This window comes from Pseudomonas sp. GW823-FHT03E05 (genome assembly GCF_058796855.1).
Genome location: NZ_JBXAJB010000001.1, coordinates 533,560 through 558,543 on the forward strand (window position 1 = coordinate 533,560; position 24,984 = coordinate 558,543).

General features: G+C 65.7%; 19 protein-coding genes. 9 read left to right on the plus strand and 10 right to left on the minus strand.

What is annotated here, in order from left to right; all coding sequences use genetic code 11:
- The first annotated feature begins 34 nt into the window (after positions 1–34).
- From AC1RCO_RS02475 to AC1RCO_RS02490, 4 genes are all read left to right on the plus strand, one after another.
- Positions 35–793 (plus strand): SDR family oxidoreductase, encoded by a 759-nt coding sequence (locus tag AC1RCO_RS02475; RefSeq protein ID WP_207239376.1) that lies wholly within the window; start codon positions 35–37, stop codon positions 791–793.
- A gap of 193 nt (positions 794–986) precedes the next feature.
- Complete coding sequence (locus AC1RCO_RS02480; protein ID WP_053159283.1) at positions 987–1,961, plus strand: cyclase family protein; 975 nt, start codon at positions 987–989, stop codon at positions 1,959–1,961.
- A gap of 81 nt (positions 1,962–2,042) precedes the next feature.
- On the plus strand, positions 2,043–2,555 hold the full coding sequence (locus tag AC1RCO_RS02485) for a hypothetical protein (RefSeq protein WP_207239375.1): 513 nt from the start codon (positions 2,043–2,045) through the stop codon (positions 2,553–2,555).
- 109 nt (positions 2,556–2,664) lie between these two features.
- Positions 2,665–3,840 carry an acetyl-CoA acetyltransferase gene (locus AC1RCO_RS02490; RefSeq protein ID WP_207239374.1) on the plus strand — a complete coding sequence of 392 codons (1,176 nt, stop codon included), beginning with the start codon at positions 2,665–2,667 and terminating at the stop codon, positions 3,838–3,840.
- Positions 3,841–3,843: 3 nt separating this feature from the next.
- Here the strand turns inward: AC1RCO_RS02490 and AC1RCO_RS02495 are convergent, their stop codons facing one another.
- From AC1RCO_RS02495 to AC1RCO_RS02510, 4 genes are all read right to left on the minus strand, one after another.
- A complete protein-coding gene (locus tag AC1RCO_RS02495) occupies positions 3,844–5,004 on the minus strand; it encodes a hypothetical protein (RefSeq protein WP_065364338.1) in 1,161 nt (386 codons plus the stop codon).
- Between the two features lie 117 nt (positions 5,005–5,121).
- Positions 5,122–6,534 (minus strand): amino acid permease, encoded by a 1,413-nt coding sequence (locus AC1RCO_RS02500; protein WP_015636067.1) that lies wholly within the window; start codon positions 6,532–6,534, stop codon positions 5,122–5,124.
- Positions 6,535–6,694: 160 nt separating this feature from the next.
- The gene (gene ocd, locus AC1RCO_RS02505) at positions 6,695–7,756 is read right to left on the minus strand and encodes an ornithine cyclodeaminase (RefSeq protein WP_015636066.1); all 1,062 of its coding nucleotides are present in this window, start codon (positions 7,754–7,756) and stop codon (positions 6,695–6,697) included.
- A gap of 58 nt (positions 7,757–7,814) precedes the next feature.
- A complete protein-coding gene (locus tag AC1RCO_RS02510; RefSeq protein WP_181000774.1) occupies positions 7,815–8,843 on the minus strand; it encodes a histone deacetylase family protein in 1,029 nt (342 codons plus the stop codon).
- A 133-nt stretch (positions 8,844–8,976) separates the two neighbouring features.
- On the opposite strand from AC1RCO_RS02510, the gene AC1RCO_RS02515 reads away from it, so the two are divergent.
- The gene (locus tag AC1RCO_RS02515) at positions 8,977–9,465 is read left to right on the plus strand and encodes an Lrp/AsnC family transcriptional regulator (RefSeq protein ID WP_202602947.1); all 489 of its coding nucleotides are present in this window, start codon (positions 8,977–8,979) and stop codon (positions 9,463–9,465) included.
- Between the two features lie 172 nt (positions 9,466–9,637).
- Here AC1RCO_RS02515 and AC1RCO_RS02520 read toward each other — a convergent pair whose 3' ends face one another.
- Genes AC1RCO_RS02520 through AC1RCO_RS02535 form a run of 4 tightly spaced genes read right to left on the minus strand, consistent with a single transcriptional unit; the run spans position 9,638 to position 17,621 of the window.
- Positions 9,638–10,291 (minus strand): response regulator, encoded by a 654-nt coding sequence (locus AC1RCO_RS02520; RefSeq protein ID WP_011061914.1) that lies wholly within the window; start codon positions 10,289–10,291, stop codon positions 9,638–9,640.
- A 57-nt stretch (positions 10,292–10,348) separates the two neighbouring features.
- Positions 10,349–13,501, minus strand: coding sequence for a hybrid sensor histidine kinase/response regulator (locus AC1RCO_RS02525; RefSeq protein ID WP_258028580.1), 3,153 nt, complete (start codon positions 13,499–13,501; stop codon positions 10,349–10,351).
- 5 nt (positions 13,502–13,506) lie between these two features.
- On the minus strand, positions 13,507–14,781 hold the full coding sequence (locus AC1RCO_RS02530; protein ID WP_011061912.1) for an EAL domain-containing response regulator: 1,275 nt from the start codon (positions 14,779–14,781) through the stop codon (positions 13,507–13,509).
- 2 nt (positions 14,782–14,783) lie between these two features.
- The gene (locus tag AC1RCO_RS02535) at positions 14,784–17,621 is read right to left on the minus strand and encodes a hybrid sensor histidine kinase/response regulator (RefSeq protein WP_019094345.1); all 2,838 of its coding nucleotides are present in this window, start codon (positions 17,619–17,621) and stop codon (positions 14,784–14,786) included.
- Between the two features lie 249 nt (positions 17,622–17,870).
- Here AC1RCO_RS02535 and AC1RCO_RS02540 point away from each other — a divergent pair, with 249 nt between their 5' ends.
- Positions 17,871–20,888, plus strand: a complete 3,018-nt coding sequence (locus tag AC1RCO_RS02540) for an autotransporter outer membrane beta-barrel domain-containing protein (RefSeq protein WP_207239371.1) — start codon at positions 17,871–17,873, stop codon at positions 20,886–20,888.
- Here AC1RCO_RS02540 and AC1RCO_RS02545 read toward each other — a convergent pair.
- On the minus strand, positions 20,870–21,832 hold the full coding sequence (locus tag AC1RCO_RS02545) for an SDR family oxidoreductase (protein WP_492617337.1): 963 nt from the start codon (positions 21,830–21,832) through the stop codon (positions 20,870–20,872). The two genes, AC1RCO_RS02540 and AC1RCO_RS02545, sit on opposite strands and share 19 nt — an antisense overlap.
- A 92-nt stretch (positions 21,833–21,924) precedes the next feature.
- Between AC1RCO_RS02545 and AC1RCO_RS02550 the strand changes: the two genes are divergently transcribed.
- The 3 genes from AC1RCO_RS02550 to AC1RCO_RS02560 all read left to right on the plus strand — a co-directional run bounded on the left by AC1RCO_RS02550 (position 21,925) and on the right by AC1RCO_RS02560 (position 24,001).
- A complete protein-coding gene (locus AC1RCO_RS02550) occupies positions 21,925–22,830 on the plus strand; it encodes a LysR family transcriptional regulator (protein ID WP_492617338.1) in 906 nt (301 codons plus the stop codon).
- 87 nt (positions 22,831–22,917) lie between these two features.
- The gene (locus AC1RCO_RS02555) at positions 22,918–23,466 is read left to right on the plus strand and encodes a dihydrofolate reductase family protein (protein WP_019096132.1); all 549 of its coding nucleotides are present in this window, start codon (positions 22,918–22,920) and stop codon (positions 23,464–23,466) included.
- The gene (locus AC1RCO_RS02560) at positions 23,459–24,001 is read left to right on the plus strand and encodes a TetR/AcrR family transcriptional regulator (protein WP_015636058.1); all 543 of its coding nucleotides are present in this window, start codon (positions 23,459–23,461) and stop codon (positions 23,999–24,001) included. The genes AC1RCO_RS02555 and AC1RCO_RS02560 overlap by 8 nt, the downstream gene beginning before the upstream one ends.
- A gap of 8 nt (positions 24,002–24,009) precedes the next feature.
- Here AC1RCO_RS02560 and AC1RCO_RS02565 read toward each other — a convergent pair whose 3' ends face one another.
- Entirely contained in the window at positions 24,010–24,792 is a 783-nt protein-coding gene (locus tag AC1RCO_RS02565; RefSeq protein ID WP_019094349.1) for an ATP-grasp domain-containing protein, read from the minus strand.
- Positions 24,793–24,984 lie beyond the last annotated feature (192 nt).

The following is a 24,984-nucleotide window of genomic DNA, read 5'->3' on the forward strand; positions in this document are numbered from 1 at the left end:
GCGGCCAATAACAACAAAAACAGGAGTCACTAGCATGCGTCTAGCCCATAAAACTGCCATCGTCACCGGCGCCGGTTCCGGCTTTGGTGAAGGCATCGCCAAGACCTTCGCCCAGCAGGGCGCCCGGGTTGTAATCGCCGACATGAACGCCACGGGCGGCCAGCGGGTGGTGCAGGAAATCCGCGATGCCGGCGGCCAGGCCCACTTCATCGAGGTCAACGTGGCCCAGGACGCCAGCGTTGCCGCGCTGCTGCGCAACACCCTGGAGCAATTCGGCGGCCTGGACATCGTGGTCAACAACGCCGGCACCACCCACCGCAACCGGCCGATGCTGGAAGTGGACGAGGCCGAGTTCGACCGGGTGTTCGCGGTCAACGTCAAAAGCATCTTCCTCAGCGCCAAGCACTTCGTGCCGCATTTTCGTGGCCAGGGCGGCGGGGTGTTCATCAACATCGCCTCCACGGCGGCGATCCGGCCGCGTCCGGGGCTGGTCTGGTACAACGGCAGCAAGGGCGCGGTGGTGGTGATGAGCAAGACCATGGCCGCCGAGCTGGGGCCGGACAACATCCGCGTCAACTGCGTCAACCCGGTGGTGGGCGCCACAGCCCTGCTCAGTGAGTTCATGGGGGTGCCGGACACCCCGGAAAACCGCCAGAAGTTCATGGCCACCATTCCCCTGGGGCGCTTCTCCACCCCCCAGGATGTGGCCAACGCCTGCCTGTACCTGGCCTCTGACGAGGCGGCCTTCATCACCGGCACCTGTCTGGAAGTGGATGGTGGACGTTGCGTCTGATGATCTGTAAAACCCTCGAGGCCAGAGCCCCCGGCGCGTGTGATCCGCGCTTCGTGTAGCCGCTGCCGCAGGCTGCGAACGGCCCGCAGGGCCGCAAGGTTCCAGGGGGCGCCGGGGCTTGACGGTTGATCGCCAGGCAAGGCCACGCGAGCATTTTCGCCCGTTTCAACCCAATCAATGGAGTGCATTCGACATGTGTGGGATCGAGAACGACAAGAACCACCCCAATACCCGGCAACTGCTTGAAGGCCTGCCCAAGAACTGGGGCAAGTGGGGCCCGGACGACGAAGTCGGTGCCCTCAACTACCTGCAACAGGCCGAGGTACTGCGGGGCGTGGCCGCCGTGCGCCAGGGCAAGACCTTCACCCTGCAAGTGCAGATCGGCCATCCCGGCGGCGACCCGATGTGGCCGGCACGCAACCCGTCGATGCGTTTCAATACCCTGGACCGCAGCCACTATCAGGCCGGCAAGCAGCCCTCCATGACCGGTGGCGCCGAGTACTGCGACGACGTGATCTTCATGCAGCTGCAGGGCTCGACCCAGTACGACGCCCTGGGCCATGCCTGGTACGACAACCAGCTGTGGAACGGCTACGACGCCAGCAGCACTGTCGGCGGCATGGCCAAGGCCAGTGTGTTGCCGATTGCCGAGCGCGGCGTGGTGGGCCGTGCGGTGCTGATCGACATGGCCCGGCACCGCGGCAAGAAGTACCTGGGGCGCGGCGAGACCTTCAACCACCTGGACCTGCTGGCCGCTGCCCAGGCCCAGGGCGTGGCCATCGAGAAGCGCGACATCCTCATCATCCGCACCGGTTCCATGGGCGCCTTCTACGAGTACGGCAAGACCGAGTTCTTCAAGGACCTGGTGGAACCCGGGCTGACCTACAGCCGGGAACTGGTGGACTGGTTCAACCAGATGGAGATCCCCAATCTGGTCACCGACACCATCGCCAACGAGGTGATCACCGACCCGGTGTCCGGGGTGCAGATTCCCCTGCATTGCGCGCTGATGCGCAACCTGGGGATCGCCTTCACCGAGATCGTGCTGCTTGAAGAACTGGCCGAGGATTGCGCCGCCGATGGCCAGTGGACCTTCCTCTACACCGCCGCGCCGCTGAAGATCGTCGGCGGCAGCGGAGCGCCGGTGAACCCCATCGTCATCAAGTAACCGCTGTTTGCTGGTGGCGAGGCGGGCGCAGGGTTTATCCTGCGCCCCCTCACCAAGACCGATAGGGATCATCGACCGATCATGCCTGACGATTCACATTCGCCGGACTGCAGTTGCTGCCTGGATCATGCCAGTGCCCATCAGGGTGTGCTCGATACCCTGGAATTGATGGCCGGCCACCCCGAGGCCAGTGAAGACGACATCGTCCAACTGCTGCAGGAGCGTGGCTACTCGGCCATCGCCGCAGAAAAACTCAACGTCTTCGTGCCGTCGGCCTTCTCCTGGATAGTGCTCAAGCGCCTGGGGGTGGAACACTTGCCCAATCACTTCATCGCCCTGGATGAGGCGGGCCAGGAGGTCCGGATTCCAGTGGCCGGCCAGCACTATTTCACCGCCGCGCTGACCCTGGCCTACAACACCTTTGAAAACGGCTGGAGCGAGGTCCTGCCGCGCAAGACCTACGAAATGGTTGCCGGCCGCAGCGCTGAAATGGCCATGGCCAACGAGGCGCTGTATGCCGGGGAGTCTTTGCAGGGCTCCACTCTGGAACCCTTGCAACTGCTGCGCCTGGATGCCCAGGCCGCGCTGACCTGAGCACCTGGCGCAACACTACCTACACTGATGGGCAGTCACCCCGGCCGCGGGCCCTTGCGCACGCAGGCCGCTGGCCGGGACCACCCGCCTTCAGTACAGGAGAACCCCCATGAACCATGAATCCGTTTGCATCGTCGCGGCGGCCCACACCCGCTTTGGCCGCCTCGATGGCAGCCTGGAAGACCTGATTGTCCAGGTCACCCGCGACGTGCTGGTGGACGCCGCCATTGACGCCGGGGCGATCGATGCGCTGTTTCTCGGCCAGTTCAACTCCGGGTTGGTGCCTGATGGTTTTCCCGCGTCCCTGATGCTCCAGGCCGACCCGCAGCTGCGCTTCAAGCCGGCCACCCGCTGCGAAAACGCCTGTGCTTCCGGCTCGGCGGCGATCCAGGCCGGGATCAACGCGATCCGCAGCGGCGCCGCCGAACTGGTGCTGGTGGTGGGGGCGGAAAAGATGACCGGCAACAGCACCGCCGAGGTCACCCGGGCCCTGGCCGGGGCCGGCTACCAGAACGACCCGCAAGAGGCCGGCCTGAGCTTTGCCCAACTGTTCGGCCAAGTGGCCCAGCGCTACACCGAGCGCTACCAGAGCCCCCTGGCTGCCATGGCGGCGATTGCCGTGAAGAACCACGCCAACGCCATGGCCAACCCCCTGGCGCAGATGCATCGGGCCATGGATTTTGCCGACTGCAACAGCGTCTCGCCCGGCAACCCGCTGATCGCCGAGCCCCTGCGCCTGACCGACTGTTCGCTGATCAGCGATGGCGCGGCGGCGATCCTCCTCGCGTCGCCGCGCCGGGCCCGGGAGTTCCGCCGTGAAGTGGCGATCCGCGCCCTGAGCCAGGTGAACGACTTCCTGCCCATGGCGCGCCGCGACGTGCTGGCCTTCGAAGGCCCGCAACTGGCGATCCAGGGCGCCTTGCACGAAGCCGGCCTGGGCCTGGACGACCTGGCGTTCGCCGAAGTCCACGACTGCTTCACCATCGCCGAACTGCTGATCTACGAAGCCATGGGCCTGGCGCCCAAGGGTGAAGGCCATCGAGCCCTGGACGAAGGCTGGGTGAATGCCGACGGACGCCTGCCGGTGAACCTCTCCGGCGGGCTCAAGGCCAAGGGACATCCGGTGGGCGCCACCGGTGTGTCGATGCATGCCCTGGGCTTTCGCCAGTTGACCGGCGAGCCCATTGGCCTCGCCGCGCGCTCGCCGGAGTTCGGCCTGCTGTTCAACATGGGCGGCATGGCGGTGGCCAACTACGCCTCGGTGTTGCAGGCCGTCAGGGTGTAAGCGTCAGGAACCCTGCGGCTTCCAGCATGTCGCAGGGGGCGCCAGGCTGGCACAGGCCGGTTGAGAGATGTACAGCGGTCCTGGCGGTTTACGGGTCACCGAGCTGTTGCGGGTCTTGATGCAGTGGCGGGTATAGGTGTGCATCTGGTTGAGCCGCAAGTTGCGTAGCCCCTTGGGACAGATCAACAGCGTTTCACCGAAAGAGAACAGCTGAAAACCCTGGACCTCCAGGTGGCGCTGCGAGGTCAGGCGGGTATTCCACATCAGCGGGTCCAGGTCATGCAGTTCGAGATCGTCCAGCAGGACGAAGCGTTCGATTTCGTCCTGGCGTACATCCAGCCCTCCTGCGGCCTTGTAGGTGACCTTGCTCATGGCCCCGGGCAGTACAAACAGAAACGCCAGGGCAAACAGTGCCACCGACAATATCGAATACAGGATGCGTTTATTGAGGCTTCCGGCCTTGTGGTAGAAAATCACGACCGGTAGCAACGTAAGGATCAGGATCAGCAGATTCAATGCCGCCACATAGTGCGGGGAGTCGCTGCTGACTTCACTCACATAGGCATTGAGTGTCACCAGGCTGGGGAAGAGCGCTGCGCAGAGCGTGCCAAGCAGGCAGGTCAGCAACACAAGCAGAAAGTCCATTTTGTCCCTGGTGGGTGTCAGGTTTTCCTCAATTACCTTTTTGAACGCCGGGCGTGACAGTACCCCCCAGCAACTGAGCAGAAACAGCACTAGCAGCCCAAGCAGGGATTGCCCTACCGGCAGCCAGCCTGAGGTGTAGTAAATGACAACGACATATCCCAGGAACCCCACCAGGAACGGGAGTGTCAGCCACACCACTACATCCTTCAGGCGCCCCGGGGTTCTGTGAAACAGGCTGGCGGACAGCCAGAACAGCAGAGTGGTGACGGTCAGCAGAAACAGAAACGCGCTCATGAGCACCAGCACTATGACCAGCCAGATCATCAGCGCCGACTTTGCATCGATCGAAGCCATGAACAGGTCGGTGCGGCCAATCGCCCGGGTGTACATGTACAGGCTGATCAACCCCAACCCGACGGCGCTCAAGCCCATGACCGTGCCGATCTGGCTCCAATAGGTCAGCACGCGCTTGAAATTCTTCCTTAACACCTCTTCAAAGGTGGGGCCTGCGACTTGCATGTGAGCACTCCCTGGCTACGTTGATGGCGCGCGAGTAGACCAAGACCGCAGGGGGTGTGTCGATGTTTTTACGTTTTGAGCCGCAGCCGGGAGTGCCATCCCTGGCACTGTTGCGCTTCAGCGCGGGTATGCCGCCCGGCCATGAACCCGCCCCTTGCGCCCCGCCGTCAGGCGATAGGCGATACCCAGCCAGACAAACCACGCCGGCATCACGCACAGCGCCAGGCGGGTGTCCGGGCGCAGGGCCAGCAGGCACAGGACAAACAGCAGGAAGGCCAGGGCAAACCAGGCCATGGGCACGCCGCCGGGCATCTTGTAGCGCGAACGGGCGTGCAGTTGCGGGTGCTTTTTGCGGTAGGCGATGTAGGACGCGAGGATGGTCGACCAGGTGAAGATCACCAGGATCGCCGACACCGTGGACACCAGGGTGAAGGCGGTCATCACCTCGGGAACCACGTACAGCAGCAACACCCCCAGCAGCATCAGCAGGGTGGTGAAGCTCAGGCTGATGACCGGCACGCTCTGGCCCGACAGGCGCTTGAATAGGCGCGGCGCATTGCCCTGGTCGGCGAGGCCGAAGAGCATGCGGCTGGCCGAGAACACGCCGCTGTTGGCCGAGGAAGCGGCGGAGGTCAGCACCACGAAGTTGACGATGCCCGCCGCCGCCGGGAAGCCGGCAATCAGGAACAGCTCGACGAACGGGCTCTTGTTCGGCGACACCTGCTGCCAGGAGGTCACGGCGATGATGCAGGCCAGGGCCAGCACGTAGAACAGGATGATCCGCAGCGGTATGGCGTTGATGGCCTTGGGCAGGGTGCTGTGAGGATCGCGGGTTTCCGCGGCGGCGGTGCCGATCAGCTCGGTGCCGGCGAAGGAGAAGATCGCCATCTGGAACCCGGCGAAGAAGCCCAGCAGGCCGTGGGGAAAGGCCGCTTGTCGGTCCAGCAGGTGGCCCAGCGAGGCGGTCACGCCCGAGGGCGAGACGAACGAACTGGCGATCAGCACCAGGCTGACGCCGATCAGGGTGACCACGGCGATGATCTTGATGATGGCGAACCAGAACTCCACTTCGCCGAACAGCCGCACCGTGAGCACGTTGAGGGCGAACAGCGTCAGCATCATGCTGACCGCGGGCATCCAGGCCGGCACCCCGGGGAACCAGTACTGGAAGAAACCGCCCACCACCACGGCGTCGCCCACCACCGCCACGCTCCAGCTCAGCCAGTAGGACCAGCCGAGAAAAAACGCCGCGCGCGGCCCCAGGTAGGCGCCGGCAAAGTCGGCGAAGCTCTTGAATTGCAGGTTCGACAGCAGCAGCTCGCCCATGGCGCGCATCACCAGGTACACGAACAGGCCGATGATCATGTAGATCAGGATGATCGAGGTACCGGACATGGCGATGATCTTGCCCGAGCCCATGAACAGCCCGGTGCCGATGGCGCCGCCCATGGCCATGAGCTGGATATGACGGTTATGCAGGGTGCGTTGCAGCACGGGGCGCGCAGGGGCCCCGAGGGTATCTGGAGTCATCACAAAACCTCTTGATTTTATAGTTGTCGAGTTTTGGCAGTGCAGGGTGGCTGGGGCTGCGCGCTGTGGTTGTAGGTCGGGGTGGCGCAACCGGTTCGGGTTGGGCCGCTGCACAGGGGCACGGGGCGTTTTCCCGTGCAGCGGCCATGGGGGTATTGCCTCAGCCGCTGGCCAGGCGGCGCGGGGCGCCTGTGGCGGCGTCGGGGCCCTGGCCGATCAGTTGGTACAGGTCCTTGATGTTGGCCGGGGTCGGCACCAGGTGGATCTGCTCGCCAATGCCGTGTTCGCGCGCCTGGTCGTGCAGGTAGCGCAGGGACGAGAAGTCCTCCAGGGCAAAGCCCACCGAGTCGAACACCGTGACCTGCCGGGCATGCTCGCGGCCCGGTTCCAGGCCCTGGGCGATGCGGAAGTATTCGGTCACCGCAAAGTCCGCCGGCAACTGCTGGATATCACCCTCGATGCGCGTTTGCGGCTCGAACTCGACGATCACCCGGGCATTGCGCAGGATCTCTGCGTGTAGTTCGGTCTTGCCCGGGCAGTCGCCGCCCACCGCATTGAGGTGCATGCCGGGCTCGATCAGCTCCGGGGTGAGGATGGTGGCGTAGGCCTTGTCCGCGGTCACCGTGGTGACGATGTCGGCGCCCTTGACCGCATCGGCCACCGACTCGGCGATGCGCACCTTCAGGCTCGGCCAGGCTTGCAGGTTGTGCTTGAGCTTGCGGGAGGCGGCCGGGTCGATGTCGAAGATCCGCAGCTCGTCGATGCCGAGCATGTCGTGGAAGGCGATGGCCTGGAACTCGCTCTGGGCGCCATTGCCGATCAGCGCCATGGTTCGGCTGTCCGGGCGCGCCAGGGCACGGGCCACCAGGGCCGAGGTGGCGGCGGTGCGTACCGCGGTGGTCAGGGTCAGTTCGCTGAGCAGCACCGGGTAGCCGCTGTCCACCTCGGCCAGCACGCCGAAGGCCATGACCGTGAGCAACTGCCGGGCCGGATTGCCAGGGTGGCCGTTGACGTACTTGAAGGCGTACTGCTGGCCATCGTCGGCGGGCATCAGTTCGATGACTCCGGTGGGCGAGTGGTTGGCGGTGCGCGGGGACTTTTCGAAGGCTTGCCAGCGCAGGTAGTCGGCCTGGATATAACCGGCCATTTCACGGATCGCCCTGGCGACACCCAGGCGCTTGTACAGCGCCGCTGCCTGATCCACATCGATAAACAAGGTCATGGTGATTTCCCTCTCGGTCGGAACGTTGAACACTGCGGGAGAGCGCGCCTGGCGCGCGCTAGCGGTTGGCATGGCCGTGCAGCACATTGACCGCATTGATGCCGATCTCATCCACCATGTAGCCGCCTTCCATCACGAACAGAGTGGGCGTGCCCACCGTGGCGATGATCTGGCCCATGCCGAGAAAGTCTTCGCTTTCCAGGAGGAAGTGGCTGATGGGGTCGTCCTTGAATGTGTCCACGCCCAGGGACACCACCAGCAGTTCGGGAGCGAAGGCCCGCAACTGTTTGCAGGCCAGCTCCAGCGCTTGGCGGTAGTGCTGCCAGGTGGTGTTCTTCGGCAGGGGCAGGTTCAGGTTGCAGCCTTCGCCGGCCCCGCTGCCGCGCTCGCTGGAATGGCCCGAGAAGTAGGGGTAGGACACGGCCGGGTCGCCGTGCAGCGAGACGAAGAGCACGTCGCCACGGTCATAGAAAATGTTCTGGGTGCCATTGCCGTGGTGGAAGTCCACGTCCAGCACCGCCACCCGCCTGGCGCCCTGGGTGATGGCGTGCTGCGCGGCGATGGCGGCGTTGTTCAGGTAGCAGTAGCCGCCCATGTATTCCCGTGCGGCGTGATGCCCCGGCGGGCGGCACAGGGCGAAGGCGCTGTCCTGGCCTTCATCGATCAGGGCCAGGGCAGTGAGGGCGATATCGGCGCTGGTGCGCACCGCATCCCAGGTGGTGGCGGTGATCGGCGAGCCGGCGTCCATGGCGAAGAAACCCAGCTTGCCGTCGATGAATTCGGGCACCTGCTGGTTGGCCAGGTCGCGCACCGGCCACACCAGGGGCAGGGCGTCGTGGCTGCGGCCGGTGGCGGTCCATTCGCTCCAGGCGTTTTCCAGGAAGCTGACGTAACGTTCGCTGTGGGCGGCCACGTAGCAGGCGCGGTCGAAGCGCCGCGGGCCGATGATCTCGCCAAGCCCCACGTGGCGCACCCGGTCTCGCACCGTGTCGGCGCGGCTGGGTTGCTCGAAGGAGGGCTTGAGCACGCCATCCTTCAATTCGGTGCCATGGTGCAGGCGGTGGGATTCGCTGAAGACGGTAAGCATGCTGAACGCATCCATTGTTATTGTCCGGTGCAAATAGTTTGTTCCGGCATGGCTGCGAATTCTTTGCTTTTTGTTCGGGTGCAATTAGAGTTTTGGGTAATATTTTCCCCGTTGGTGGCTGATTGTGAAAAAAATGACTCGCAGCGTTAACCTCGACGACACCGACCTGGCGATTCTTGCGCTGTTGCAGCAGGACGCGAGCATTTCCAACGCCGAGCTCAGCGAGCGCCTGTCCCTGAGCCTTACCCCCTGCTGGCGGCGGCGCAAGCGCCTGGAGGAGGAGGGGGTGATCAGGGACTACCAGGCCAACCTCGACCGGCGCCTGCTGGGGCTGGACATCCTGGCCTTCGTCCATGTGCGGTTCGCCACCCACTCCGACCAGACCCCGGACGATTTCGAGACGGTGATCATGCGCCTGCCCGAGGTCCAGGCCTGCCACAAGATCACCGGCGACGCCGACTACCTGCTGCAGGTGCTGGCCCGTGACCTGGACAGCTACAGCGACTTTGTCGAGCACGTGCTCAGGCGCCAGCCGGGCATTGCCTCGATCCAGTCCAGCCTGGCGCTGCGCGAGGTCAAGGCCACCAGCCGCCTGGCGATTCCCCAGCCGCTACCCAGGTAGGGCGGCATCAGATTTCCGATTTTTTGTGCCGGGCTATTCAATGATTGCCCTGCAGGTACTTTCGGCGCGGTCGTGCGCTCGCGTTCCAGCGAGGCAGGCAACAGCAGTGTTGAGCAGGCCATGGATGCAGAAGCAGCAGCGCCTGGCCGCGGCGCTGCCCCGGCCCCAGGGCCTACTGAAATTCGCCGGACTCCAGGCAGAAGGCGACCAGGGCCTGGTCGCTGTCCAGGTTGAGCTTGCGGATCGCCGAGATCTTCTGCGCACTGACGGTCTTCACGCTGCGCTTGAGGTTGGCGGCGATCTGCATCATTGATTCGCCGCGCACGAAATGCCGCAGCACTTCGTATTCCTTGGGCGTAAGGCTGCTCAGGCCGTCGGCCATGGAGCGCAGCGGGCTGCTGTTGAGCTCGTTCTGCACCAGGCTCGGCGGGTGGTGGATGCGCCCCTGGCGGACGTTCTCCAGGGCGCTGAGCAGCTCGCTCATGTCATGGCGCTTGGGCAGTACCGAGCGCACGCCGATGTCATACAGCGCGGCCACGATCATCGGGTTGGACATCATGGTCAGCACCAGCACCTGGACCCTGGGGAAGTGCCGGATCAGGTAGGTCACCAGGCGTATGCCATCGCCGAAGGTCGGGTCGCCCTCCATGAAGTAGTCGGTGATGACCACGTCGATCCGCGGGTCATCCGAAAGTTGCTGGACCAGGGCACTGGGGGTGGTGACAGCCGCCACCACCTCGTACTGGCGGGTCTTTTTCAACAGGTCGCTGACGGCAGCGAGCACCAGGGGATGATCGTCGGCCAGGGCAACGCGTATTTTTTTCATGGTGGACACGATCCATTGTCAAAAGGGAATGCGCAGAAATGCGGGTACTAGGAGCGTTCATTCGAGCTGGCTGATGTCTTGCAAGGCGTGCAGCAGCATCAGGCTATGCGTGCGCGTGGTAGCCGTCAAACCGCTCTGGCGCAGGCTCTGCCCCAAGTCGTGGACCTGCAGGATCAGCGCTTCCTGGCCAGCCACCGCCAGCGACCCGCGCACCCGGTGCAGCAACTGGAAGATGCGCTCGTAATCCTCCTCGTCCAGGGCCTGGCGCAGGTGTTCCACGTCCTGGCCCATGGTGCGGGCAAACAGTTCCCGCAGGTTCGGCGGCAGGCCATCAACTGGCGCGTTGCCAGGCGCGGCTGCAGGCTCGGCGGGCGGCTCCGGGGCGAGGCTGGTGAGCCGTGCCAGGCTGGCCCGCAGGGTCTGCAACGGCACTGGCTTGACCAGCCAGGCGTCCATCCCGCAGGCCTGGCAGCGGGCCTCTTCGTCGCACATGGCATTGGCGGTGATGCCGATGATCGGCCGGTCGTCCCCGGCGGCGCGCAGGATGCAGGTGAGTTCGTAGCCGTTCATGCGCGGCATGTTGACGTCGGTCAGCAACAGGTCGTAGTCGCCGATGCGCCACAGGTCCAGGGCTTCCGCACCATCGGCGGCCAGGGTATTGCGGCAGCCCAGTTGCTGCAGCTGATGGCTCAGGGTCGCCTGGTTGATCGGGTTGTCCTCGGCCACCAGCACGTTCAGGCCCAGGGGGGCCAGAGTGGCGATGTCCCGGGCCGGCAGTTCCGGTTCGGCAGGAGCGTCGGGCGCGCCGCCCAGGGTGCGTTCCAGCAAGCGGCCGATGGCATAGTAGTCGCCGGCCTCGGCCAGGCCCGCACCGGGGGTGCGTTGCTGGCCGCCCAGGTCGATGCGCAGCAGCCCGGGGGGCAGGGCCTCGGACGCTTCGGGGCGGTCATCGAACAGCCGCAGGAGAACGCCCTGGCCCTGGGGAGGTGGGGCCGTAGCGTCCACGGGGGTGGCCTGGGCGTGCCACTTCTGCAGCCACTGGCAGAGGTTGTCGGTGAGTTCGTGGTGCGGGCTTTGCACGTAGATCCGCGCGCCGCCCAGGTCGGGCTGGCGCTCGGCGTCGGGGTCGCTGGCCACCGGCAGTTCCAGCTGCATGGAGAAACTGCTGCCCAGGCCCAGCTCGCTGGTGAGGTGGATCTGGCTGCCCATCAGCGCCGCCAGCTTGGCGCAGATCGACAGGCCCAGCCCCGCGCCGTGCACTGTGTGGGAGTGGGCGTCGATCTGATAGAAGGGAATGAACAGCTGCTGCTGTTCTTCCTTGCCGATACCGATACCGGTGTCCGCCACCTGCAGCGACAGCAGCACCCGTCCCTGGCTGCCGGGCTCGGCCCGGGCGCGCACTATCACCTGGCCCGAGTGGGTGAACTTGACCGCGTTGCTGATCAGGTTGGTGAGGATCTGGCTGATCCGCCCCGGATCGCCGAGCAGGGCTGGAGGCAGTTCTGGATCGACCCAGGAAAACAGCAGCAGGCCCTTGTTCCGGGCACTGTCGACAAAGCTTGCGGTGCAGCGCTGGACCAGGGCCCTGGGATCGAACAGCTGATCCCCCAGGGACAGCTGGCCGGATTCGATGCGGGTGATGTCGAGGATGTCGCTGATGATCTGCAGTAGAAGCCCGGACGACACCTGGATGCGTTCGAGCAACTGGCGCTGTTCGCGGTCCAGGTCGGTCAGGCCCATCAGTTCCAGGGAACCGAGCACCCCGTACAGCGGCGTGCGGATCTCGTGGCTCATGGTGGCGAGGAACACCGACTTGGCGCCGTTGGCCTTGTCGGCCGCCTGTTTCGCCTGGGTCAGTTGCTGCTCCATCTGGGCCCGCGCACTGAGGTCGGCAAAGGCGCAGATCAGCACATCCTGGTTGCGGTAGCGGGTGGGGGCGAAGGCGATGTAGAACGAGCGTCCGTCGAAGCTCTGGAAGTTTTCGATCTCCCCCGGCTCCCGGGCCCGGGCGATGCGCTCCAGCAATGCCGGGTCCAGACCGCTGGCGTCCAGGCTCTGGCCGACCTGGGTGGTGAACCATTTGAGGGCCAGGTTGTTGGCGAAGACGATCCGCCGGTCTTCGCGGCTGAGCACGCACAGGGCCACTGGCGTGGTCTCCAGCAAGGTGCGGCTGAACTGATGGTTTTCCACCAGCTCGGCGTGAGCCTGTTGCGCCGGCGCTATGACCCGGCGCTGGTACCAGCGCGCATAGACCCTGGCGGCCAGGGGGCTGAGCAACAGCAGCAGGAAGATCGCCGCCAGGGACCAGGAGTGGCCGAGGAACAGGGTGCGGTAGCTCAACAGGTAGTAACCGCTCCAGTGGCCACTGGCGTCGTTGATCCGGAACAGCAGGCCGTCGCTGCGCACGTTGGCCCCCTCGTGCAGCGCCAGGGGCGCCGGTTCATCCCCCAGCAGCAGGCCGTCGAGCCGGCCCTGCAGCCAGAACTTGTCGTAGAAGTGCCGCCGCTGCGGCGTGGTGAAGACGTTGATGCGGTCCCTGTAGGTGAGGCAGGCAGCATAGGTGCCGGAACTCTGCAGGCCGCTGCCGGGGGCAAGGTTGTGCAGGGCGGTGAAGGCGATCATGTGCTGGGGAAAGTCCTTGAGACGGATCCAGCGGATCGCGTCGCTGTCGCTGCTGGTAGCGCTGGCGCGCACCGCATGCAGGCCTGCCAGGACCAGGGGGGTGGTCAGCCGCGGCCAGCGGCTGCCGATGGTGGGCACGGTAAAGCTGCTGCCGGCACCGGCGTCCACCACCAGCAGGGCCGAAGCGGGAAAGCTCGAGCGCACCCAGAAGCTGGAGTAGAGATCGGCCAGGTAGCGCCCAAGGCCGGCTGCTGCGGCGCTCTGGTGGGGGCATTGGGCCAGGTCCTGGCAGACCAGGGTGAAGGGGGTTTCCACCGAGGAGGGGTTACCCTGGAACAGGGTCGCGCCCACCGCCTCCTGTTGCTCCATGAGGTGGAAGAGCTGCGCCGGATCCTGGTCCGCGTCCTTGTATTGCAGGCGCTTCTCGCCGGCCAGCCGCTGGAGCAGGGCTTGCTGCTCGCTCATGTAGCGGGTCAGCAGTTGGAAGTCCACGGCAATCCGTTCCTGTTCCTGGCGGATGATCCGCTGGCCGCCCCAGAACAGCGCGCCGCCCATGACCAGCAGCAACGGCAGAATGAGGAACAGCACGAGATTCAATCGTCGGAAGTTTTTCGCGATGCGGCGTAGCGGGATGTCTGGCATGGGAGAGAGGAGGCAGGCCGGGTAGGTGACGAAAAGGGTGGAGTAACAGTGCATCCCAGCAGTTGTGTGAAGGCGTCCAGCTCCAATGCGGCGGAAATAAGATACCCCTGGGCACTGTCGCAGCCAATCTGGCGCAGAAATTCCAGGTCACGGGCCGATTCCACGCCCTCGGCCACCACTTCCAGGCCCAGTTGCCGGCCCAGTTGCACCGCCGCCACCAGGGCTGCGGCGCGGGCATCGTCGGCTGCGGCGCCATGCACGAAGTGGCGGTCGATCTTCATCTCGGTGAAGGGCGTGGAGATCAGGCTGTACATGGAACTGTAGCCCATGCCGAAGTCGTCCTGTGCCAGGCCGAAGCCTTTGAGGCGCAGGCGGCTGGCGCCCATATGATACTGCCCGGGGGACAGTGGCCGCTCGGTTTCCAGCAGCTCGAAGCAGATATCGCTGGTGGCCAGCCCCGAGGCGAGGGTGATCTGCTGCAACTGGTCGGGCAGGCCGGGGTCGTCCAGCAGTCCGGTGGGCAGGTTCACCGATACGCTGAGGCGGTGGCCCAGGCGTTGCCAGTGCTGCTGCGCCTGGAGGGCGTCGTCGAGCATCAGCAGCAACAGCGCATGGTCCAGCTGGCAGCGGCTGATGGAGGCAAGGAACGAGTCCGGCATCAGCAGCCCGAAGGACGGACTGTTCCAGCGCACCAGGGCCTCGGCGCCGACGATCCGGCCAGTGCTCAGCGAGCGCCGGGGCTGGAACCGGGCCTTGAGCTCGCGGCGTTCGATGGCCCGCTCCAGGACCTGGCGGTCGAACACCGCCTCGTGCTCGGGCCGGGCTGCCAGCACCGGGTCCTGGCTATTGCCGATGATGGCGCTGATCTGCTCGACGTGGATCGCTTCCAGGGGCTTGGGGAAGGTGCCGAGTACCGCCAGGCCCTTCTCCTTGGCCATCAGGCTGACGCTGTTCATCAACCGCCGCGAGCAGGACGAGACGATGGCCAGGATCGGCACCTGGTCGACACCGGTCAGGGCATGGATGAACTGCACTCCATCCATTTCCGGCATGTGCAGGTCCACCAGCACCAGGTCGTAGACCTGCCGGTGCAGCATGGCCAGGGCCTGGCGCGCATCGAGGGCGCTGTCCACCCGGCCGAACCCGGCCGCCTGCAACAGGTGCCGGGCCTGCAGGCAGTGGATCGGATGGTCGTCCAGCACCAGGACTCGCAGGGGCTTGAGCATGCTCAAATGACTTTCCTCTTGATGGATTGCAGTACCTCGCTCAAGGCGTCCAGGGGTACCGGCTTGATCAGCAAATGACGGATTCCGGCCGACTCGCAGTGGCTGCGCAGCGCCGGGGAGAGCTCACCGGTGATACCGATGATGGGGCCGCAATACCCCCGCTCGCGCAGGGTGCGGGCAAACGACAGACCGTCCATGTGTTCCATCTGCAAGTCGGTCAGCACGCCGTCGAAGGACAGCAGGTCGGTGCGTTTCAAGGCATCGACGGCGCTGGCGCAGGCCACCATCCGGTTGCCCAGGTAGCGGCCCTGCTGAAAGATCACCTGCAGCGACAGGGGGCTGTCGTCCACCGCCAGCAGCTTGAGGTCCAGGCTCGGGGCCAGGGCTTCGGGGGAGGCGAAGCACCGTTCGGCAACGATGCCGGACTGGGCCTGGGCCACGGCGTTGCGCAGGCTGTCGAGGCTGAAGGTGCGGGCCACCCAGCTGTCGCCGGCCTGGCGCTGCGGCGGGCCCATGCCGGGGGCGTGCATGAGCACCCGCGGGCCGCTCCAGGCCACTGGCCGCGAGGGGCCGAGAAAGGCTTCCACCAGCACCGCCTTGCGGGTCGGCGGGTCGCGTTCGGCCACATAGGGAATGGCCAGGGCGCCCCAGCGGCGCAACCAGTGGCAGAGGTTGAGATTCACTTCCTGGATATCCCCGCGCACATACACCGGGGTCACCCCCAGGCGCGGCAGGTCCGGCGCCGGGGCGGCGGTGCAGGGTTCCAGGGCCAGGCTGAAGCTGAAGCTGGAGCCCAGGCCCGGTTCGCTGATGGCGCTCAACTGACCCTGCATCATCGTCGCCAGCCGTTGGCAGATGGCCAGGCCCAGGCCGGTGCCCGGCGCCTTCTGGCCCAGCCAGCTGGGCACCCGGTAATAGGGTTCGAACAGGTTGGCCTGGAACTCCGGGGCGATCCCCGGGCCGCTGTCCACCACCTGAAAGCGCAGGCGGGGCGCCTGGCTCGGGCCCGCCTCGGCATGCAGGCGCAGCACCACATGGCCGGACTCGGTGAACTTGATGGCGTTGCTCACCAGGTTGTTGAGGATCTGGCGAATGCGTTCGCCGTCGCCCACCACTCGCTCGGCGACATTCGGGTCCAGGGTCACGTACAGGCGCAGGCCCTTGCTGCGGGCCCGGGCCGAGTAACTGAAGGCCACTTCTTCCACCAGCCGCACCGGGGAGAAGGGGGCGCTGGTGAGGCTCAGGCGGCCGGACTCGATCAGTGACATGTCGAGGGTGTCGTTGATGGTTCGCATCAGCGCCGAGGATGCTTGCTGGGTGGCTTCCAGGTAGTCGCCCTGCTGGGCGCTGAGGGCGGTGGTGCGGAGCATTTCCAGAGAGCCGAGGATGCCGTACATGGGCGTGCGGATCTCGTGGCTCAGGGTGCTGAGGAACAGGGTCTTCTCGTGGTTGGCCTGGTCCGACAGCAGCTTGGCCTGCAGCAGCGACTGTTCGGCCACCTTGAAGTCGGTCACGTCGCTGATGCAGCACAGCACCGCCGCCACGCCGTTGTAGCCGGTGGGGGCACAGGTCAGCTGAATGAAGGTGCCGTCGTCCAGGGCATGTTCGATGGCATGCACCCGGGCAGGCGGCTCGTCGAGGATGCGCTCGCGCAGGCCGGGCACCGAGGCCAGCCAGCGGCGCCCGGATTCATTGCACAGGATCAGCCGGCCGTTGTCGCGCCGCATCAGGCACAGGCCCACCGGCGCCACCTCGATGAAGCGCCGGTTGAGGGACACGCTGTCTGCCAGGGCGCTGTAGTGGCGCACTGCGGGTTCCACCAGGCGCAGGCGGATGTAGCGCGCGCCGAGAAAGATCACCGCGAACAGAAGCAGGGTCACCAGCAGGGTGGTGTACAGCGGGCCACGGCTGTCGCGCAGCAGTTGGCTGACCGGTGCGTAGTACACCAGGCGCCAGCCGGCGTTGCCCACGGATTTATTGAGCACGATGTAGTCGGGCAGCCCGCCCAGGCGGTGCAGGCCGAAGGAGTCCTCGTCGGCCTGCAGGCGCGACAGGCTGCCGGGCACTTGCCAGTTGGCGCTGTGCAGCACCAGTGCGCCGTCGGCGTCATACAGCAGGTATTTGCCCTGGTGCAGGCCCAGGGGGTCCAGGGCCAGGTCGATCTCGGTGAGCTCCAGGCCCAGCCAGCCCTCGCTGGCGTGATGCTCGTCCACCGGGCGCAACAGGTACACCTGCTTGTTGCCATCGATGCCGGCCCAGTACCACAGGGTCCGGGCCTCGGGGTGTCGGGCCAGCAGGTCCTGTACCGCACGCTGGTCGAGCTGGCGCAGCCAGGGTGCGTCCACGGCCTTGCTGGGGGGCTGGCCGGTGCCGGTGGCCGCTGGCTCGTAGAGAGTGCTGACCAGGCCCTGTTCCGGCACCAGGTACAGCAGCTGGCTGTGGGTACTGTCCACTTCCACCAGGTCGCGGGCAGTCAGCACCAGGGCCCAGCGCCGGGAGGGAGTACTGCCGAAGGGCAGTACCCGCAGTTGCTCGTTACTTGCCAGAAAGTTGCGCGCCGTTGAACTAAGGCGCTCATCGCTAGTGCGCACGGCCGAAGAAGAAATGGCCTTCAACAGGCTTTCCCGTTGATTGAAGAATTGTTGTGCGTTAAATGCCGCTGCGTTCATTTGCCGGCGGTAGTTGGAGAGGGTTTCATTAAGTGACCAGTGGACCACGAAACCGGCAATGATCAGGATGCAGGACAGCAGGCTGTACATGAAAAGGCGCAGCAGGACCACCGGGATATAGGCCCCGGAGAAGTGGCTGGTAAACGCTGGGAAGTGGGCTTGTGTATGCATCGGCCCATAGTAAGGAGAACTATCTATATCCCTCTTCAGAATATTCTTAATGCCAGGGGCTTTAAGAAGATTCTCATTTTTTAGTTCACCTATTGACTTCAGGCTTTCGACCCTCTTGTGCTCTAACGCAAAGGTTTGAAAGTTATGGTTCTGGTTAAGAAAACGATAAGCCTCGCCGTTAGCTCCGCGCTGTCGTTGATGACGCTTGTTACTCAGTCTGCAACCGCTGCTGATTATGAAAAAATCGATTTGTCCTCGCCCGAAGGTGAATCCCTGACCCTGGATGAGGCGTCTGTCGATTACACCGGCCGTGGGCCGGCAGTGCGGGTCAGCGGCGCTCAGAACCAGTTGCAGGGCCAGGGCTACGATATCCGGGCCACGGCGGACAGCCCCAACAGCGCGGTGGTGGGCGTGCAGGTGGACGCCGGCGGCAAGGCCGAACTGAGCGGCGTGACCATCAGCACCGGCGGCTCGGATTTCGCCACCGGGGCCCAGGCCACCGGCGCCGGCAGCCAGTTGACCCTGAACGATGTGCAGATCACCACCAGCGGCAACCAGAGCCGCGGCGTGGTGGCCAGCGCTGGTGGCCAGGTGCAGGTGGCCGGTGGCTCCATCACCACCTCGGGCAACCAGGCCGATGTCTTGTCCGCCTCCGGCATGGGCTCCAGCATCCTGGCCTCGGACCTGACCCTGACCGCCACTTCGACCGGCTCGGTCAATGCGGTCCGCGCCGCCGATGGTGCGGCCATCGAACTGCAGCGCGTCAGCATCCAGTCCAGCGGCTTCATTGGCGCGGTGGCCGTGGAAGGGGTCGGCTCCTCCCTCAGCGCCGATGGCGTCGACATCACCGCCGAGAATGGCCGTGGCATCGGTGTGACCAGCGCCGCCCTGACCTTTCGCAACGGCAGCATCAATGCCAAGGGCGACGGCATCACCTTGAGCAGCCTGTACCAGAAACCGGGTGGCACGGCGGTGGTCAGCCACAGCCGGATCACCTCGCAGAATGGCAACGGTATCAACGTCAACGCCGACCAGGCCGCGGCCGATCTGGACAGCGTGCAGGTCACCGCCCTGGGCGACTATGGCGTGGCGATCTGGATGCCGGGCAGCAACACCCGGGTGGACGTCAAGGACAGCATTCTGCAAACCCGTGGCCAGAGTGCGGTGGCCATCGACAACCGTGGCGGCGTGTTCACCATGGACGGCGGTTCCATCAGCACCCTTGGCGACAACTCCCATGCCCTGTACGCCTCGCCGGACACCACAAACAGCCCCGGTGCGGTGTTCAACGTCAGCCGCGTGCTGATCGAAACCAGCGGCCGGGGCTCCGTGGGGGCGCTGGCCCGCATGGCGGGGGCGAGCATCAGCCTGAGCAACAGCAGCATCGTCACCCACGGCGACCTGGGCTATGGCCTGTTCGCCTCGGGCCGCGGTGCCAGCGTGGAGCTGCAGGACAGCGACGTGCAGACCGCCGGCGAGCAGGCTCACGGCCTGGCCATCAGCAACAACGCCACGACCCGCTTCCAAGGCTCGACCGTGGTCACCAACGGCAGCAACGCCCATGGCATCGTCAGTTTCGCCACTGGCGCCGGGGTGGTGAACGATGTGGAGGTCACGTCCAGCCATATCCAGGCTGAAGACGGCGCCGGCATCCTGGTCAACGGCGGAGGCCTGACCACGCGCTTTACCGACAGTAGCCTGGTGGGCCGCAGCGGTGGCGAGCAGGGCACCGCGCTGTGGATCACCGACCGCGCCAGCGGGGTGCTGGCCGGTGCGGTGCAACTGGACGCCGTGCGCTCGAACCTGTTCGGTGATGTGCTGGTGGACGGTGGCAGCCTGCAACTGTCCCTGGCCGACCACTCCAGCCTGGACGGGGCGATCAAGGGCGGCAGCCGTGATACCCAACTGAGCCTGGACGACAGCAGTGTCTGGACCCTGCGCGGCGACTCCCAGCTCACCCGCCTGGCCAACAACGGCGTGGTGGAGTTCGCCGATCCCGGCCTGGCGGGGGCCTTCAAGCAGTTGCAGGTCAGTGGCGACCTCGAGGGCGACGGCCACTACATCATGAACACCGACCTGGGCCTGCAGCAGGGTGACCGGTTGATCGTCGGCGGCCAGGTCACCGGCAACAACGACATTCTGGTGCGCAACTCCGGCAGCGAACCGGGGGCCGAGGGCCAGAGCCTGACCCTGGTGCAAAGCGCCGGCGGCCCGGGTTCGTTCAGCCTGGCCAACCGCGGTGGCGTGGTGGATGCCGGGACCTATCGCTACGGTCTTGCGGCCGATGCCCAGGGCAACTGGAACCTGGTGAACGTCGGCCGTATCCAGCCGGCGCCGGGGCCGGACAATCTTTCCACCGGCGCCAGCGCGGCGGTCAACAGCAGCGCCATTGCCACCTTGCGGGCCACCTGGGATGCCGAGCGGGCGACCCTGGTACAGCGCCTCGGCGACCTGCGCCAGGGGGCCGATCGCCAGGGTCTGTGGATCCGTGGTTTCGGTCAGCAGCAATCCCTGGACAACGGCGTTGGCCGGACGTTTTCCCAACAGGTACAGGGCACGCAACTGGGCATGGACACCCGGCTCGACACCGCCGGTGGCACCCTGGTGCTTGGCGCGCTGGCCGGCTACAGCCAGACCGATCGCAACTTCAAGGGCGAGGGCAGCGGCAAGCTCGACAGCTACCACCTGGGCGGCTATGCCACCTACCTGGATGACTCGGGCTGGTATACCGATACATTGCTGACCCTGAACCGCTGGTCCACCCGCCTGGATGTATGGGGCACCGACGGCGCCAAGGTCTCCGGGCATTCACGCAGCAAGGGCGCGGGCCTGTCGGTGGAAGCCGGCAAGCAGATCGATCTGGGCAACCGCTGGTTCGTCGAGCCCCAGGCGCAGGTTTCCATGCTCTATGCCCGCTCCGACAACTACCGCCTGGACAACGGCTTGCAGGTGCAGCCCGGCGATGGGCTGTCGACCCAGATTCGCACCGGTGCCCGGGCCGGGCGTAACCTGCAGCTGCAAGATGGCACACGCTTGCAGCCCTATCTCAAGGCTGGCTGGGTCGAGGATCTGTCGGCGCAGAACAAGGTCCGCACCAACGGCATCGCCAGCCGTCCCGATGGCAACGGCGGTGGCTGGTATGCCGGGGTTGGCGTGACCGGTGAGCTGAGCCGCCAGCATCAGGTGTATGCCGAGGTCGAGACCAGCGAAGGCTCGAACATCGACCGGCCCTGGGCCGCCAACCTCGGTTACCGCTTCACGTTCTGAGGGGCACTGGCGCTCGCCGCGAGCGTCTGGCGCACCCCTTGGGCATAGGACGTCTTGGCGATCGGCCCGATCAGAGCTTGCAGGGCCGAGTCGTCGAGGATCAGCGGCGAGCTGATCAGGTAATGCATCTCCACCATCTCGCGCAGCAGCGGGTCGAACAGCCCCAGCAGGCGCAGCAGGGGCTTGCCGATCACCCGCTGCTTGAAGCGGGCACCGCCGTGCTGCCGGATCAGCTCCAGCAGCTCGCGCTGGCTGGTGATCCCGACGCCGCCCAGGTGCCAGGTCTTGCCGAAGGCTTCGGGCTGCTGGATCAAGCGGCAGACCACCGGCCCCACGTCGGGAACGAAGACAAACTCATGGGGCCGGTCCAGGGGGCCTACCAGGTTCGCCGTGCCGCCCTGGACCGCGGCCTGGAACGCGCCGTGCAGCAGGCTTTTATCGACCCCGGGCCCGTAGAAGTCCGGCAGGCGCAGCACCGTGGCCTGGATCTTGCCATCGGCATGGGCCTTCCATAGCAGGTCTTCCTGGGCCTTGCGCATGCGGCCCTTGAAGCTGTTGGGCTGGCGCGGATGCTGCTCCGCCACCGGGTTGCTGCGAGCCATGCCGTAGGGATAGACGGTGCCGATCAGCAGGATCCGGCGCACCCCGGCGGCGATGGCGCCGTCCAGGGTCTGGCGCATCAGTTGCGGGTGCAGTTCGAAGCGCCAATAGTCCACCCCTACCAGATAGATCAAGGTGTCGATGCCGGCTGCTGCGGCCTCGACCGAGGCGGGCTGGTCGGGGTCCCAGGTGACCGGCTCGGCCAACGGGTCGGCGCCATAGGCCTTTAGCAGGCTGCTCTGGCTGCGGCCCACCACGCGGTAGGGCTGGCCCTGGCTGCGCAGGGTTCGGGCAATGCTCTGGCCAATGGCGCCGACGGCGCCGAACAAGGCTACTTGGGGCATGACGGGGTTCCTCGTGGATGAACAGAGCTTGCAGAGTGCGAGTTCCTCGGCTAAATGGAAATTGCCCAGACTTCGATGGTTTCTATAAAAAAATGCATAGCCCCACGAATACTTCCCCCCACTGGGACTGGTACCGCACCTTTCTCGCAGTGCTGGACAGTGGCTCCCTGTCTGCCGCCGGCCGTGCCATGGGTTTGACCCAGCCCACGGTGGGCCGTCATATCGACCAGTTGGAAGCGGCCCTGGGCCTGAAGCTGTTCACCCGTTCCTTCGACGGATTCGCCGCCACCGAAGCGGCGCTGGAGCTCAAGCCCTACCTGCTGCAGCTGGCGGCGGGAGAGGCGGCCTTGCGCCGGGTGGCCAGCAGCCATGGCGCCGGGGTGCAGGGCAGTGTGCGGATCTCGGCCAGCGAAATCATCGGGGTGGAGGTGTTGCCGCCGATTCTCGCCACCTTGCGCCAGCAGCATCCGCAGTTGGTGGTGGAGCTGGTGCTGTCCAACCGTGCCGACGACCTGCTGCAACGCCAGGCCGATATTGCCGTGCGGATGTTCCGCCCGACCCAGGAAGCGCTGCTGGTGCGCCGGGTCGCCGACATCGAACTGGGCCTGCATGCCCACCGGGACTATCTGCAGCAGCAGGGCACGCCGCTCTCGCTGGAGCAGTTGGCCGGGCACGCCCTGATTGGCTTCGACCGTGAAACCGCGTTTATCCGCCGCCTGCAACAGCAGTACCCGATGCTGGCCCGGGGCGCCTTCGCCTGGCGCAGTGACAGTGACCTGGCGCAGTTGGCGGCATTGCGCGCGGGGTTTGGCATTGGTGCCTGCCAGGTACGCCTGGCCGAAGCTGATCCACGCCTGGTACGGGTCCTGGCGGAGCAGTTCGCACCGAGCCTGGAAGCCTGGGTGGCGATGCATGAAGACCTGCGCAACAGCCCGCGCTGCGCGGTGACCTTCGCCGCGCTGGTGCAGGGGCTGGCGGCCTATGCCGGGGGCGATTGACCGCCAGGGTGTCGGCAAGGGTTGCCAGGTGGCCCCGGCAGTGGCTTATCATACGCTGTATGTTTAGGCCCCCAGGAGGCAACGCCCATGGCATTTGGCAAGGTATTCATCGCCACCTCGGTCGATGGTTTCATCGCCCGCAACGACGGTGCCATCGACTGGCTGCCCAGTGGCGAGTCCGGTGAGGACTACGGCTACGGCGCCTTCATGGCGTCGGTGGACGGAATTGTCATGGGCCGTGCTACCTACGACAGCGTGCTGGGTTTCACCCCCTGGCCTTTCGACAAGCCGGTGGTGGTGCTCAGCCGCACCCTCAGTACGCAGGACGTGCCGCAGCGCCTGGAGGGCAAAGTACGCATCAGCGCGCTGCAACCGGTGGAGCTGGTGGCGCAGTTGCGGGCCGAGGGCTGGAGAACCGCCTACATCGATGGCGGCACCCTGATTCAAGCCTTTCTCCAGGCCGGGCTGATCGATGAAATGACCCTGACCCGGGTGCCGGTGCTGCTGGGCACGGGCCGCCCCCTGTTCGGCGCACTGCCCCGGGACCTGCATCTGCGCTGCGTCGATTCCCGGCGGTATCGGGATGGGCTGGTGAGCACCCGCTACCGGGTGGAACGGGGCGCCGTCCATGACTGACCGGCCCAAGCGCAGCGGCCGCCCTGCCGCAGGGCGTGAACTGAGCCTGGACCAGGTCCTCGACGTGGGCCTGGAGCTGCTGGAAGAGCTGGGGCCCCAGGGGTTCGGTGGCCGGGCCCTGGCGCGGCAGCTGGGGATTACCCCGATGTCGGTGGCCTACCACGTGGGCGACCAGCGCAACCTGATGCGCCTGCTGGTGGAGCGGGTGCACGCCGAGCCGCTGGCCGAGCCGGCAGCGCAGTGGCCACCCGAGGCAAGAATCCAGGCGCTGCTGGGGGAGTACATGGCCCGGGTCCGCCGCCATCCGGCGCTGACCCTGTGCGTCCTCGGTGACCCGCAACTGTTCGGCGGCTCCCTGGCCACCTTCAGCCAGCGCTTGCGCGAGGAAGTACGGGCCTTCGATGCAGACCCGGCGCTGTTCGACCTGCTGGTGGACTACAGCCACGGCCACGCCCTGGCGTTGGCCCTGGCCGGGGAGGGCGCGCAGGCGCTGGAGGGCGCTTTCGAAGCGGGGCTGCGCCGCTTGCTGCGCTAAGCGGCTTTCTACAGGGCGCCGGCGAGCATCGCGGCAAAGCGCCGGGCTGGCCACTCCTTGCGGTCCGACACCTGGCCGTCGCCCACCTCCACGAGGCGCAGTACGCCGTCGGCCCGCAACACCACATCCACCGAGAAGAACCGACTGTCGATCAGTGCCGCGCATTCGTGCACCAGCGCCGGTACTTCACCGCTAGCACCGTAAGCCTGGCCGTTGAGGACGAAGTAGCGGCGCTCGGTGTCATCCAGGTAGTCCTCGCGACGCCTGACGCAGACACCACCTTCGATCTGGCCACGATACTGGCGCATGCGTTCGATCAGTGGCGCGATATCCGCGGGGGAGTGCACCAGGCTACCGCTGCCGGTGTTCAGCGATTTGACGTAGTCCTTGATGAAATACCCCGGCCAGTGGAGGTCCGCCAGGGCCTGGGTGAAGTTGGCGTCGGCCGCCAGCACCCGGGTTTCGCAAGTGAAGCGGGCCAGCCGCGGATACCACTGGGGCAAGTGATGGCAGTCCCGGTAGTCGGCAACGCTGGTGAAGGCAACGGCGCCCAGGCGTTGCAGATGCTCCACCAGTTCGCGGTAGCCTTCGGGCGTCAGCATCCAGCCGCGGTACAGCACCGGGGTGCCTCCTTCGAGGGCTGGCCGCGCCCGGAAATTGCCGCTCTCGAAATCCTCGAAGGAAAATAGCGAAGCGCTCAGGCCGGCGGCCAGAATCGCCTGGTATTCGTCGAGGTACTGCTCGTCCGGGCGCTTCGGGTCGAAGGGGTCGCTGGGGTAGAGAAGGTGCATGGCGAATCCTGCCAGTGAGGGTTTGCCCGGGCCCATGGGCGCCGGTGAAGTGAGATGGCGGCCGATGATAACGGGATTTTCCAGGGCAATCCTCCCGGCCCGGGCGTTCATTACATCCCTGCACCTTTGTTCACAGAAAATCACCGACCCACGACAGATTCCAACACCGCTGCTGGGGATACTGGCGCCTGC

Coding starts and splice junctions, on each gene's coding strand:
- AC1RCO_RS02490 (WP_207239374.1), top strand. CDS start 2,665: ATGAACCATGAATCCGTTTGCATCGTCGCGGCGGCCCACACCCGCTTT.
- AC1RCO_RS02480 (WP_053159283.1), top strand. CDS start 987: ATGTGTGGGATCGAGAACGACAAGAACCACCCCAATACCCGGCAACTG.
- ocd (WP_015636066.1), bottom strand. CDS start 7,756: ATGACCTTGTTTATCGATGTGGATCAGGCAGCGGCGCTGTACAAGCGC.
- AC1RCO_RS02475 (WP_207239376.1), top strand. CDS start 35: ATGCGTCTAGCCCATAAAACTGCCATCGTCACCGGCGCCGGTTCCGGC.
- AC1RCO_RS02510 (WP_181000774.1), bottom strand. CDS start 8,843: ATGCTTACCGTCTTCAGCGAATCCCACCGCCTGCACCATGGCACCGAA.
- AC1RCO_RS02530 (WP_011061912.1), bottom strand. CDS start 14,781: ATGCTCAAGCCCCTGCGAGTCCTGGTGCTGGACGACCATCCGATCCAC.
- AC1RCO_RS02520 (WP_011061914.1), bottom strand. CDS start 10,291: ATGAAAAAAATACGCGTTGCCCTGGCCGACGATCATCCCCTGGTGCTC.
- AC1RCO_RS02535 (WP_019094345.1), bottom strand. CDS start 17,621: ATGCATACACAAGCCCACTTCCCAGCGTTTACCAGCCACTTCTCCGGG.
- AC1RCO_RS02485 (WP_207239375.1), top strand. CDS start 2,043: ATGCCTGACGATTCACATTCGCCGGACTGCAGTTGCTGCCTGGATCAT.
- AC1RCO_RS02555 (WP_019096132.1), top strand. CDS start 22,918: ATGGCATTTGGCAAGGTATTCATCGCCACCTCGGTCGATGGTTTCATC.
- AC1RCO_RS02565 (WP_019094349.1), bottom strand. CDS start 24,792: ATGCACCTTCTCTACCCCAGCGACCCCTTCGACCCGAAGCGCCCGGAC.
- AC1RCO_RS02495 (WP_065364338.1), bottom strand. CDS start 5,004: ATGCAAGTCGCAGGCCCCACCTTTGAAGAGGTGTTAAGGAAGAATTTC.
- AC1RCO_RS02500 (WP_015636067.1), bottom strand. CDS start 6,534: ATGACTCCAGATACCCTCGGGGCCCCTGCGCGCCCCGTGCTGCAACGC.
- AC1RCO_RS02550 (WP_492617338.1), top strand. CDS start 21,925: ATGCATAGCCCCACGAATACTTCCCCCCACTGGGACTGGTACCGCACC.
- AC1RCO_RS02560 (WP_015636058.1), top strand. CDS start 23,459: ATGACTGACCGGCCCAAGCGCAGCGGCCGCCCTGCCGCAGGGCGTGAA.
- AC1RCO_RS02515 (WP_202602947.1), top strand. CDS start 8,977: ATGACTCGCAGCGTTAACCTCGACGACACCGACCTGGCGATTCTTGCG.
- AC1RCO_RS02545 (WP_492617337.1), bottom strand. CDS start 21,832: ATGCCCCAAGTAGCCTTGTTCGGCGCCGTCGGCGCCATTGGCCAGAGC.